Annotated in this window: 11 protein-coding genes; 4 read left to right on the top strand and 7 right to left on the bottom strand. The window is 67.7% G+C overall.

All coding sequences use genetic code 11. From position 1 onward, the window contains the following. Positions 1 to 42 precede the first annotated feature (42 nt). From hppD to NBRGI_RS28285, 4 genes are read left to right on the top strand one after another with little or no spacing between them, the layout of a single operon-like run. Positions 43 to 1,143, top strand: coding sequence for a 4-hydroxyphenylpyruvate dioxygenase (hppD, locus tag NBRGI_RS28300; protein WP_029900252.1), 1,101 nt, complete (start codon positions 43 to 45; stop codon positions 1,141 to 1,143). Further along, entirely contained in the window at positions 1,140 to 2,231 is a 1,092-nt protein-coding gene (locus NBRGI_RS28295; RefSeq protein WP_029900251.1) for an alpha-hydroxy acid oxidase, read from the top strand. Before hppD ends, NBRGI_RS28295 begins: the two co-directional genes overlap by 4 nt. After that, positions 2,228 to 3,787, top strand: coding sequence for an aminotransferase class I/II-fold pyridoxal phosphate-dependent enzyme (locus tag NBRGI_RS28290; protein ID WP_063726322.1), 1,560 nt, complete (start codon positions 2,228 to 2,230; stop codon positions 3,785 to 3,787). The genes NBRGI_RS28295 and NBRGI_RS28290 overlap by 4 nt, the downstream gene beginning before the upstream one ends. Next, positions 3,784 to 5,301 carry an AMP-binding protein gene (locus NBRGI_RS28285; protein WP_036561265.1) on the top strand — a complete coding sequence of 506 codons (1,518 nt, stop codon included), beginning with the start codon at positions 3,784 to 3,786 and terminating at the stop codon, positions 5,299 to 5,301. Before NBRGI_RS28290 ends, NBRGI_RS28285 begins: the two co-directional genes overlap by 4 nt. A gap of 46 nt (positions 5,302 to 5,347) precedes the next feature. On the opposite strand, the gene NBRGI_RS28280 is transcribed toward NBRGI_RS28285, so the two are convergent. The 7 genes from NBRGI_RS28280 to NBRGI_RS28250 all read right to left on the bottom strand — a co-directional run. Next, entirely contained in the window at positions 5,348 to 6,343 is a 996-nt protein-coding gene (locus tag NBRGI_RS28280) for an ABC transporter substrate-binding protein (RefSeq protein ID WP_029900248.1), read from the bottom strand. Further along, a complete protein-coding gene (locus NBRGI_RS44340) occupies positions 6,340 to 7,062 on the bottom strand; it encodes an ABC transporter permease (RefSeq protein WP_200882234.1) in 723 nt (240 codons plus the stop codon). The genes NBRGI_RS28280 and NBRGI_RS44340 overlap by 4 nt, the downstream gene beginning before the upstream one ends. Positions 7,063 to 7,156: 94 nt before the next feature. Beyond that, on the bottom strand, positions 7,157 to 7,927 hold the full coding sequence (locus NBRGI_RS28270; protein WP_029900247.1) for an ABC transporter ATP-binding protein: 771 nt from the start codon (positions 7,925 to 7,927) through the stop codon (positions 7,157 to 7,159). Between the two features lie 3 nt (positions 7,928 to 7,930). Next, a complete protein-coding gene (locus tag NBRGI_RS28265) occupies positions 7,931 to 8,749 on the bottom strand; it encodes a polysaccharide deacetylase family protein (protein ID WP_029900246.1) in 819 nt (272 codons plus the stop codon). Further along, entirely contained in the window at positions 8,742 to 9,770 is a 1,029-nt protein-coding gene (locus tag NBRGI_RS28260; RefSeq protein WP_029900245.1) for an ABC transporter substrate-binding protein, read from the bottom strand. The genes NBRGI_RS28265 and NBRGI_RS28260 overlap by 8 nt, the downstream gene beginning before the upstream one ends. Continuing rightward, complete coding sequence (locus tag NBRGI_RS28255) at positions 9,767 to 10,582, bottom strand: ABC transporter permease (RefSeq protein ID WP_036561262.1); 816 nt, start codon at positions 10,580 to 10,582, stop codon at positions 9,767 to 9,769. The genes NBRGI_RS28260 and NBRGI_RS28255 overlap by 4 nt, the downstream gene beginning before the upstream one ends. Further along, the coding region (locus NBRGI_RS28250) for an ABC transporter ATP-binding protein (protein WP_235211131.1) at positions 10,563 to 11,682 on the bottom strand (1,120 nt) is incomplete at its 5' end. The genes NBRGI_RS28250 and NBRGI_RS28255, both read right to left, overlap by 20 nt.

Raw genomic sequence — 11,682 nt, 5'->3', positions numbered from 1 at the left:
GGGCGCTGCACCGACATCCTCACCACGGCAAGGAGATACGCAATGAACGACGAGTTGCCAGTGGCCCTGACCGGGCTGACGGTCAACCATGTCGAATTCTATGTGGACGATCTCAGCGCGCATACCACCGAACTCGCCGACGGCTACGGCTTCACCGTCGCGGGCGTGACCGACCCGGCCGCCACCGGCGCGGACAGCGGCTCGTTGGCACTGCGGCAGCGCGATATCACGCTGATGCTGACGGAGGGCTATACCGCCGCCCATCCGGCCACCGGGTACGTCGCCGCGCACGGGGCCGGTGTCGCCGATATCGCTCTGGCCACCGCCGACGCAGGCGCCGCCTTCGCCGCGGCCGTGGCCCGGGGCGCTCGCCCGGTGCTCGAACCGGTCGTGTACCCCGGCACCGATTCGGTGATCGCGACCATCGGCGCGTTCGGCGACGTGGTGCACACCTTCGTCGAGCACGGGCCGAGTGCCGCCCATCGCCTGCCACCAGGGCTACGAAGCGTTGCGCCCCTTGATCACTCGGAACCCGACACCCGCCTCGCGACGCTGGACCATATCGCCGTCTGCGTGGAGCCCGGCCGGCTCGAGCCGACCGTGGAGTTCTACCGCGAGGTGCTGGGCTTGCGGGCGATCTACGAAGAGCGCGTGGTCATCGGCGCGCAGGCGATGCTGTCGACGGTAGTGCAAAACGATTGCGGCACCGTCACTCTGGTGCTCGTCGAACCCGAGGACGCAACCGCGCCGGGACAGCTCAACACCTTCCTTCGCGACCACGGCGGACCCGGGATCCAGCACCTCGCGTTCAGTACCGACGACATCGTGACTTCCGTTGCCGCACTGCGTGGTCGCGGCATCGAGTGCCTGCGCACGCCGGCCACTTACTACACCCTGCTGGTGGATCGGCTGGAGCCGGACAGCTACACGGTGCCCCAACTGCAGGAATTGGATATCCTCGTCGACGAGGATCACGACGGCCAGCTGTTCCAGATCTTCACCCGTTCCACACACCCGCGCGGCACCTACTTCTCCGAGATCATCCAGCGCCGGGGCGCACGAACCTTCGGTAGCGGCAACATCAAGGCGCTGTATACCGCGGTCGAACTCGACCACGCCAACCAGCGTGCGTCCGCCCGATGACGGGCGTGCTCCCGGCGCACTCGATCGCCGCCCTCCGACACCTGGCCGAAGAGCAACTGCCGACCCATATCTGGGACTTCATCGACGGCGGCAGCGACAGCGAGCTGACCATCACGGCCAACCGCGCCGCCTTCGACGCCGTTCGTCTGGTCCCCCGGGTGCTCGTCGATGTCACCCGGACCGATTGTCGCACAACGCTGTTCGACCGCGAAGCGACCATGCCGGTCGCGGTGGCGCCCATGGCCTATCAGCGACTGGTGCACCCCGACGGCGAGCTGGCCGCCGCGCGCGCCGCCGCGGCGGCGGAGATTCCGTTCACCGCGACCATGTTGAGCACCGTCGCGGTGGAGCAGATCACCGAGACCGGCGCGGACACCTGGTTCCAGTGCTACTGGCTGCGCGATCGCGGACTGCTGCGCGACCTGCTGCACCGCGCCGCAGCCGCGGGCTGTTCGGCGCTGGTGCTCACCGTCGACGTACCGGAGATGGGCCGCCGCCTGCGCGATATCCGCAACGGGTTCGCCCTGCCCGACGACATCAGAGCCGTCCAGCTCCCCGAGGCGACCACCCGGACGGCGCAGGACGCAGCGGTCGACGGCTCGGCCGTGGCGGCACACACCAGTGAACTCTTCGACCCCAGCCTGAACTGGGCCGACCTCGACTGGCTGCGTTCGAACACCGAGCTGCCGATCGTGCTCAAGGGCCTGCTCGATCCCCGCGACGCCGCGCTGGCGGTGGCACACGGTGTCGACGCGATCGTCGTGTCCAACCACGGCGGCCGCCAGCTCGACGGCGCGATCCCCAGTATCGATGCGCTGCCCGACATCCGCGCGACCGTCGGCGACCGGTGTGCGGTGCTGCTGGACAGCGGGATTCGCAGCGGCGGCGACGTGCTGCGGGCGCTGACGCTCGGGGCCGACGCGGTCCTGCTCGGCAGGCCCGTGCTGTGGGGTCTCGCCGTCGCCGGGGAGACCGGGGTCAGCGCGGCGCTGTCCATGGTGCAGGCGGAGCTGCATACCGCGATGCGGCTCACCGGCTGTCCCGATCTCGCCGCCACGTCCGCGCTGCAGGGCGGGCCGGTCCGATGACCGAACTTCGCCTCGACGCCCTGCACCCGATGTTGACCGCTCCTGCGTCGGAAACGATGAACTTCCTCAACGAGATCGCCAACCGCTTTCCTGATGCCGTGTCCTTCGCACCCGGACGCCCCTACCAGGAGTTGTTCGAGACCGACGCGGTGCCACGCTATCTCGACACCTACTGCCGCTACCTGCGTGAGCAGCGCGGCTACTCCGAGGCGCTGATCCGGCAGACGCTGTTCCAGTACGGACGCACCAAAGGCATTGTGCACGAACTGATCGCCGAACAACTTCGCCTGGACGAGGGCATCGAGATCGATCCGGAATCGATCGTGGTCACGGTCGGCTGCCAAGAAGCCATGGTCCTGGTGCTGCGCGCGCTGCGCACGGATGACCGAGACGTGGTGCTGGCGGTCGCACCGACCTACGTCGGATTCACCGGCGCGGCAGGGTTGGTCGACCTGCCGGTGCTCCCGGTGGCCGGCGGCGCGCGCGGGATCGATCTCGACGATCTGACCGCTCAGGTGACCGCGGCGAAACAGGCCGGCCGCCGCCCGCGCGCCCTCTACCTGGTGCCCGACTTCTCCAATCCCACTGGCATCAGCCTGGATCGGACCACGCGGCGGGAATTGCTGGACCTGGCCGAGCAGCTGGATCTGCTGGTGCTGGAGGACAATCCGTATGGGCTGTTCCGTGCGGCCGACGCGGAGCACACGCCCACTCTCAAAGCGCTGGACACTCGGAACCGGGTCGTCTATCTCGGCTCGTTCGCCAAAACCGGACTGCCCGGCGCCCGCGTGGGTTTCGTCGTCGCCGATCAGCCGGTGCGTGACGGCGGCCGGGCCGCGGGGATATTCGCCGATCAACTCGCCAAGATCAAGAGCATGTTGACGGTGAACACGTCGCCGATCGCGCAGGCGGTCATCGGCGGCAAGCTGCTCGAGCACGGCTGCAGCATGATTCGGGCCAACGCAGCCGAGATCGAGGTGTACCGCCGCAACCTGCGCCACCTGCTCGACGGCTTGTCGGCCCGGTTCGCCGGCACCCGGGTGCGCTGGAACAGCCCGCAGGGCGGCTTCTTCGTCGTGGTCGATGTCGGCTTCCCGGTCGACGACGCACTGCTCGAACGGTCCGCCGAGCACTACGGCGTGCTGTGGACGCCCATGTCCCACTTCTACGTTCGCGACATTGCCCTGCACCAGCTGCGCCTGTCGTGCAGCTCGCTCACCACCGAGCAGATCGATCTCGGCCTGGACCGGCTGGCGGCGCTGGTGCACGATCACACCTGTCGAAAGGATCCCACCATGTCTTCGCCGAACGATCCGGGTGCGCAAAGCCGAGTCCGCCGGATCATCTCCGAGGTCCTGGAGATCGCGGACACGCATATCGGCGAAAGCGCGGACTTCTACGATGATCTGGCCGCGAACTCGCTCGACAAGGCGCAGATCCTGGCGCGCCTCGAGAAGGAGTTCGACATCCAGTTCGATCCCGACCAATCGGCCGCGATCATGAGCCTGGGTGACGCGACCCGGGTGCTGAGTTCCATTGCGGGGAGCCGGTCGTGACGGCGGTGGATCTGGTCGAATCGTTCCTCGGCAAGCATCTGACCGCCGGTCACGGGGATCGCGTGGCGTACATCGACCCCGAGATCGGCGAAGTGAGTTACCGGCAGCTCTACTACGCCGCCGGGTTGTTCGCCGCTCGGCTGACCGCCCAGGGTATCCGGCCCGCATCGAGATGCCTTGTGGTGGCTGACGATTCGGTAGCCGCCTGCGCAGTGATCATCGGGTTGTGGTGGCACGGCTGCATCCCCGTGCCGGTCAGCCCGTACCTGACCGAAAAGGAGATCGGCTTCATCGCCGAGGACAGCGGCGCGCCCTGCACCTACCTGGATGTCCCGCAGGGAAAGCGGGCCGGGCTCGCGGCCTTGCTGTCCGGACTCGAACAGTTCGACCGGGCGCTTGTTGTGGCGGACCTTGCCGAGGCGGGCGCTGGGGTGCGGACCGATCTACCGCATGCCCCTGCGCAACTGCCACCACGCCGGGAAGCGTTGGTGCAGTACACGTCCGGCAGTACCGGCGTCCCGAAAGGCGTACTACATTCCGCCGCCGCGCTGTTGGCGGTGCCGTCCGGGTACGGCCGGATACTGGCACTGGGCCCCGCGGATATCGTCGTGTCGACGGCCAAACTGTCGTTCGGGTACGGCTTCGGCAATTCAGTTCTGCTGCCGTTGCACGCGGGTGCCTGCACGATCCTGCTCCGCGGCGGCGTGGATGCCTATACCGTGGCGCGCGCCCTCCGCACCCACCGCCCGACCGTGCTGTGTTCGGTGCCGCGCATCTACGCGTCCCTCCCCCGCGTCCTCGGCGCCGACGAGATCCGCGATCACGCGCTGCGCCTTGCCGTTACGGCCGGCGAGCGCTGCCCCGCGGAGTTGATGGCCGCTACCGAACGGCTGCTCGGCGTCACCGTGCTCAACGGCTTGGGCGCCACCGAAGCGCTGCATATCGTGGTCGCCACCGACGATCGCTCGGCGCCGGGCGCGACCGGATCCGCGGTGCCCGGTGCGGTCGCGACGGTACGCGACGACGACGGGCAGGTGCTGGCCGACGGCGTCGACGGCAGATTGCACATCGCGGGCCCCACTGTCGCCCTCGGCTACCTGAATCGGCCTGACGCGCAACAGCGTACGTTCGCCGACGGCGGCGTCTACACCGGCGACACCGCGCAGATCTCCGACGGCTCGGTCCGATACCTCGCCCGCACCGACGACATGCTCAACCTCGGCGGGCACAAGGTCGCGCCCGGCGAGATCGAGGCCGTCATCCAGAGCGTCCCCGGGGTAGCCGAATGCGCCGTGGTCTCCGGTCCCAACGCCGACGGACTGGACGACGCCATCGCCTACCTCGTCTCCGCCGGCCCGCAGCCCGCCGAATTGCGCGGTGCCGTCCTGGCCGCCCTGCGCGCGAACCTGGCGCCGTTCAAGCGCCCCAGCAGGATCGAGGTGGTCGACGCCCTCCCCACCACCTCGACCGGCAAGCTCGCCCGCTTCCAACTCCGGACGATAGGTGCGCACTGAATCCACTTGCGACGACGGGGAGTTCAACCGCGGCCGCAGCGGGTGTTCAATCGCCGGAGAAGGCCGTGGAAACGTAGGTGCCCGCCGCGATGACATCGGTGTAGTCGAGTAGTCCGGCGTCCCGATAAGCCTGCTGCTGAGCGGTCAGTTGCTCCGCGTCCGGGCTCAGATCGGGTCGCCATCGATACGCCGGGGTCGCTTCCAGTACCGCGCGATCCTGGCCGGTCGCCTGGGCGAGGATGGCGAGGTTCTCCGGAGACTTGACGCCGCCGTCCTGGAGATCCCGGCTCGCTCGCTGTAGCGCGCGGAAGAACGCATGCGCCGCAGGCGATTCGGTGAACGCACCGCCGTAGACGACGCCGGTCGCCGAGACGCCCGCGGCCGGTACCGCGAGCGGTACCGCGATGCCGGCCTGCTCGATCCGGGTGGTGAAGGGCGCGGCCGTCAGTGCCGCGTCCACACCGCCGTTCGCCAGTGCGGTCCGCTGATCCGGGATGGGAATGTCGACGATCTGCACGTCCCGCAGCGCGAGCCCGGATTGCCGCAGTATCGCGGCCAATTGGTAGCCGCCGGCGGCGGCCGCGCCACCGGACACCGCCACCTTGCGGCCACGCAGCTCGGCCACCGAGGTCACCTCGCCCGTCTCGACCAGCTTCTTCGAGACCTCCAACGCCGACGGTGAGGCTTTCGGATCCCCGGGCGCAATGCCCATGGAGCCGACGACTTTCAGGCGCAGGCCGCTGTGCACGGCATTGAACAGACCGGCGGCGAAGCCGGCTACGACCACATCCACTTTGCCCGCCGCCGCCAGCGGAATCGCGTCCTGTCCCGCCTTCATGGTCTGCAACTCGACCGTCAGACCCTCCTCGGCGAAGTACTTCTTGCCCGCCGCCACGTACAGCGGCGCGAACAATGTGGACGGGACGTGCGCGACAGTGACTTTGCCCGCCGACGCGACGGGTTCCGCTGTCCTGCCGCCGCAACCGGCGGCGACGAGCACCAGAACTGGAATGGCAGCTGAGAGAATACGTTTGGCGATCATTGTTTCCTTCCACTGATCTTTTCGAGACTGCGCCGCCATGGCATGGCGACGAACTCCGCGGCGGTGATGGCACCGGTGAGGCAGGCGCCGAGCAGCGCCGCGGTCAACAGGCCCGCATACATTCGTTCGGGCTGGAACAGCTGCCACGAGTTCCAGATCAAGTAGCCGATCCCGCTGTTGGCGGCGACGAACTCGACCGCGATGACGACCGCGACCCCGAGCCCAGCGGCGACGCGCAGGCCGGTGAAGATGGCAGGCGAACAGGTGGGCAGCAGGACGAATCGCCACAGCCGCCAGCCGACGGCCCGATAGGCAGTGGCCGCTTCGAGGATTCGCGGATCGATCTGGCGCATGCCGGCGAAGGTGTTGATCTGGAGCACGAAGAACACCGTGATCGCGACCGACAGGATCTTCGGTGTTTCGGTGAGCCCGAAGATCAAGAGCAGCAACGGTAATACCGCGACCTTCGGCAACGCGTACAGGGCCGAGAACAACGGGCCCAGCGCCGCCGCGACCGGTCGCCAACGCCCCATCGCCGCGCCGACGACGACACCGCTACACGCCCCCGAAAAGTAGCCGGCCGAAAGCCGGTAGAGGGTGGCGCTCACGTGCTCGCGCAACTCGCCGCTGCCCGCGAGCTGCACCCAGCGGACGAGGACCGCCGACGGCGGCGGGAACAACTGAGCGTCGATGAGGTCCAGTTCGCTGCGAGCTGCCAACCGGTCAGCAGCAGCATCGGGCAGCCCACCGCGAGCAGCAGGTCGCGGCGGCGCCGAGACCGCTCGCGACTGCGGATCGCGTCGATCTCGGCGCTCATCCGGCCTGCACCGATGCCGCCGCGTCCGCGCGCAGCGCTGTCCAGATCCGGTGCCGCAGCGCGGTGAACTCGGGGGTCAGGGTGAGTTCCAGGTTGCGCGGCCGCGCGAACGGCACGGCGAACTCGGCTGCCACCCGCCCCGGCCGCGCCGACATGAGGGCGATGCGGTCACCGAGCAGCAACGCCTCGTCGATGCTGTGGGTGACCAGCACGACCGTCTTGCGTTCGACCTCCCACAACCGCACGAGCTGCTCTTGCATCAGCAGCCGGGTCTGCGCGTCCAGGGCGCCGAGGGGCTCGTCCATCAGCAGTGCCGGTGTCTCGAGGGCGAACGCGCGCGCCAGCGCGACCCGTTGCCGCATGCCGCCCGACAGCTGGTGCGGATAGGCCTGCTCGAAACCCGCCAGACCGGTACGCGCCAGCCATTCCCGTGCCCGCGCCGTGTACTCCGCGCGCCGCATGCCGGCCATCCGGCAGCCGAAGGCGATGTTGTCCAGCACGGTCAACCACGCGAACACGCCGTACTCCTGGAAGACGAACGCGGACGCCGGAATTCGCCCTTGCGCCGACGGCATCCGCACGCACCCCGACGTCGGTGTGTCCAGACCGCCCACAATGCGCAACAGCGTGGACTTCCCGCACCCCGACGGCCCCACGATGCAGGTCAAAGAGCCGGCCGCCACCCGAAGCGAGCAGTCCCGCAACGCCCACACCGGCTGCCGTTCGCCCAGAAAGACTTTCGAGATCCCCTCCGCCACGAAGACCATGGATCAGCGCCTCCGCTCGAACACGTCATCGAGCGTGACCATCGTCAAGCGCCGATCCCGAATGATCTGCAACAGCTGGTCATAGACTCGGGTGACCGGCCGCTGATTGGCATGGCCGATCACGATCGACTGCGGTCGGAAGTACTTGCGGGCGTTCGACACCAGCTCCTGTTCGGTGATGATGCGATGGTCGCCGAGCGTTCCGTACCACATGACCGGCACGGTGTAGCCGTGATCGGCGGCGAGCGCGTCGATCCTGGCGTCGCGGTAGCCGTACGGCGGGCGATAGAACGGGGTTCCGTCGACGCCGAAGTTGTTGCGCAACAATGTTTTAGTTCGCTCGAACTGCGCCGCGACGTCCTTGTCCGAAAGCCGGGTCAGATCCGGGTGATCCCACGTGTGGTTGCCGAGTTGGATCTGCCCTCGGTCGACCAGCGGCTGCAACATCGGCTTGTTGACCGTCCACGAGGAGTAACACGCCGTGACGAAGAAGGTGAACCGCGCGCCGCTGTCCCTCGCGAAACGGATGTAGGCCGCGACGACGTCCGCACTGGTGCCGTCATCGATGGTGAGCGCGATGTTGCCGCCCTCCCCCGGAATCGCCGATACCACCCCGCTGGGCATCGGAATCCGTGCGGCACCCGGCTGACGGGGCGGCGGTACGGGCGGTCCGCCGTGGACCACGGGGCTCGCCGCGGGACGCAGGGCAGGCCGTTCGGCCTCGTCGTTGTCGAGCGAACACCCTGCGATCAGCGAGAGCGCACCGGCCGCGAGCACGGCGAGCAATCGGCGCCGCGACCGGTCCCCGCCGCCCTCACGCATGGCTGGGCAGGTAGTCGTTGGAGTAGGTCTGCGACAGGTCGATCTCGGCGGCGGCGACGATGCGGTCGGATTGCGCGAGCACCTTGCGGACCGCCTCGGCGCCGTCGGCGGAGAGTGCGCCATCGGTGGAGAAGCCGTCTTTGATCTTGGCGATCGTTTCGACGTAGGTCGCCCGATCGTCCTGTGCGAACTCCGCGGGCATCCGGGCGGCGATCTCCTCGGCGGAGTGTCCCTGGATCCACTGCAATGTCCGCACGATCGCCTCGGCCAGCGCGGAAGCTGTCGTTCGGTGGCCGTCGAGCCATCGGCTGCTCGAATACAGCACCGAGGCCGGGTATTTCGAGACACCGAAGGTCTGCTCGACGCCCTCGCGGCTACGCGCGTCGAGCAATACCTTGACCTTGTCGGCACCGGCCCGCCGCTGCACCAGCGAGAACGCGGGATCCACCAGCACCGCCGCGTCGACGCGGCCGTGCGCCATCGCGGCCACCGCGGTCGCCGCCGTCCCGATCGCCTGCACGCTCACCGCGTCCGCCGCCACACCGTGCTTGCTCAGCACGTACTTCAGGAAGAAGTCCGTGGACGACCCCGGCGCGCTGACCCCGACGTTCGCACCGGCGAGATCGGCGATGGAATTGATCGGCCTACTCGTCGCAGGCGACACCGCCAGCACCAGCTCGGGCCGGTTCAGCATGGTCACGAACGAGGTGAGTGCCCGGCGCTCGGCCTGCATCTGAATGGTGTGGTCGTAGTACCCCGCGACCACATCGACGCTGCCACCTTCCAACGCCTGCAACGCTTTCGAGCCGCCCTGCAGGCCTTGGATATCGACCCACACTCCTGCCTCGCCGAAGTAGCCGAGGCGCTGGGCCAGCACGAGTGGTAGGTACACCGGCAGCGTCCGCCCGCCGACCCCGATGACGACGCGCTGGCCGCCTTCCGGTCTCCGGCCACAACCACCCACCGCGAGCACCAGCACCACCGCTGCCAGCAGCACCGCCGCACAACTCTGTTTTCTCATCTTTGTTCGCCTTTCGTAATTGCCGTGCCGCGCGCGGGCTGCCACCGCAGCAGGTGACGTTCGGCGCGATCGGCACCCATGTCGACGACCACCACGACCGCGCACAACACGGCGATGCCCGCGAAAACACCTGTGGTGTCGAAGGTTCCTTCTGCCTGCGCGATCAGATAGCCGAGACCACTTGCGGAGCCGAGGTACTCGCCGACGACCGCACCGATCACGGCGAAACCGACACTGAGTCGCAGACTGGCCAGAATCCAGGTCGACGCACTCGGCAACAGCACGTACCGCCACAGTTGCCGCTCGGTCGCACCGAGCATCCGCGCGTTGTCCACGAGCAGTTGGTCGACCTCCCGCACACCCTGATAGGTGTTGAAGAAGACGATGAACACGACCAGCGACACGCCGAGCGCGACCTTCGACCAGATCCCGAGCCCGAACCAGAGCAGGAAGATCGGCGCCAGCACCACGCGCGGGAGCGCGTTGCCCATCCGCACATACGGCTCGACCACCGCTGCGACGAATCGCATTCGGGCCAAGGCGAATCCGAGCGCAAGTCCGGCGATGCCGCCGAGGCCCAGCCCGAGTGCCGCCTCGAGCACGGTGATGCGAAGATGACGCCAGATCGAGCCGGAGCCGAACCAGTCACCCAGGCGGACAGCGATATCGCCGGGCCGCGAGAAGAAGAATTCGTCGACGGCCCCGGATCGCGCTGCGAGTTCCCAGCCGAGCAACACGATGACTCCGAGCCCCAGTTGCGCGATCCGGATCGCGACGGCCCGAGGCCGACTCCTATTGCGCTGTAGGGACATAGGCGAAGGCCTTGCGGACCTCGTCGCGCAAGGCCGTCCAGATCGAGCGATGAATCTTCGCGTATTCCGGGTGCACCCGGATCTCGAACAGGTCGCGCGGCCGCGGCAGGTCCACCGGGTAGCGGCAGACCACACGACTGCCCGGTCCGGCCGACATCAGGACCACCTCATCGGACAGCGCGATGGCCTCGTCGAGGTCGTGGGTCACGAAAAGCACCGTCTTCGCGCTGCCGGTCCACAACGTGAGCAATTCGTGCTGCATCACCTGCCGGGTCAGTACGTCCAGGGCGGCGAACGGCTCGTCCATGAGCAGGATCTCCGGATCGACGATCCAGGTCTGCGCGAGCGCCACCCGTTTGCACATGCCGCCCGAAAGTTGGTGCGGGAAAGCGCGTTCGAAGCCGGATAGGCCGACCCGGGCGAGCCACTCCCGCGCCAGGCGCTCCCGCTGCGCCGAGCCGGTCCCGCGCAGCCGCAGCCCGAAAGCCACGTTGTCGAGCACCGTCTGCCACGGCAGCAGCGGCTCACGCTGAAACAAATAGCCCGCCTTACGGTTTCGGCCCTCCAGCGGTTGCCCATCGATCAGTACCCGCCCTGCCGACGGTGTCGACAGGCCCGCCACCGCGTTCAGAACGGTCGACTTTCCGCATCCGGTCGGACCGACAATGGCCACGAATTGTCCCTTTTCGACCGTGAGATCCAGCTCGGACAACGCACAGTGCGCACCGCTTGCCGTACGGTAGGACACGGTCAGTGAGTCGAGCGATATCGCCATTCCTTTCGCGCTGGTCAAGACGCCCGCACGAGGGCGACGTGCGTAGCGAAAGTCGCTGCGCCAGCGGACTTTTCCCATTCCTTGGACATTCTTTTCCCTTCGCATGAGCAACCGATAAATCAGCGTGCCAGAAACCCGGACGGGCATCTTGTGGCAATCCGACGTTGTGCGATACGCCGTTTGTCGGTTTCGACAAACGGCGATACGAGATGCTTCGTTCGACAATGCCGAACGGCGTCGGGCAAATCTTCGGCCCGCTTCCGTACTGTCGGGCGACGGGACATTCGAACCAAAGGAGCAGGCCTCGTGTTCACCGGCACAGCAA

It is taken from the genome of Nocardia brasiliensis IFM 10847, from assembly GCF_000710915.1.
In the GTDB taxonomy this organism is placed as follows: domain Bacteria; phylum Actinomycetota; class Actinomycetes; order Mycobacteriales; family Mycobacteriaceae; genus Nocardia; species Nocardia brasiliensis_A.
This window is presented reverse-complemented; position numbering and strand designations above follow the sequence as displayed.

Coding starts and splice junctions, on each gene's coding strand:
- NBRGI_RS28260 (WP_029900245.1), bottom strand. CDS start 9,770: ATGAGAAAACAGAGTTGTGCGGCGGTGCTGCTGGCAGCGGTGGTGCTG.
- NBRGI_RS28270 (WP_029900247.1), bottom strand. CDS start 7,927: ATGGTCTTCGTGGCGGAGGGGATCTCGAAAGTCTTTCTGGGCGAACGG.
- NBRGI_RS28290 (WP_063726322.1), top strand. CDS start 2,228: ATGACCGAACTTCGCCTCGACGCCCTGCACCCGATGTTGACCGCTCCT.
- hppD (WP_029900252.1), top strand. CDS start 43: ATGAACGACGAGTTGCCAGTGGCCCTGACCGGGCTGACGGTCAACCAT.
- NBRGI_RS28265 (WP_029900246.1), bottom strand. CDS start 8,749: ATGCGTGAGGGCGGCGGGGACCGGTCGCGGCGCCGATTGCTCGCCGTG.
- NBRGI_RS28255 (WP_036561262.1), bottom strand. CDS start 10,582: ATGTCCCTACAGCGCAATAGGAGTCGGCCTCGGGCCGTCGCGATCCGG.
- NBRGI_RS28295 (WP_029900251.1), top strand. CDS start 1,140: ATGACGGGCGTGCTCCCGGCGCACTCGATCGCCGCCCTCCGACACCTG.
- NBRGI_RS28280 (WP_029900248.1), bottom strand. CDS start 6,343: ATGATCGCCAAACGTATTCTCTCAGCTGCCATTCCAGTTCTGGTGCTC.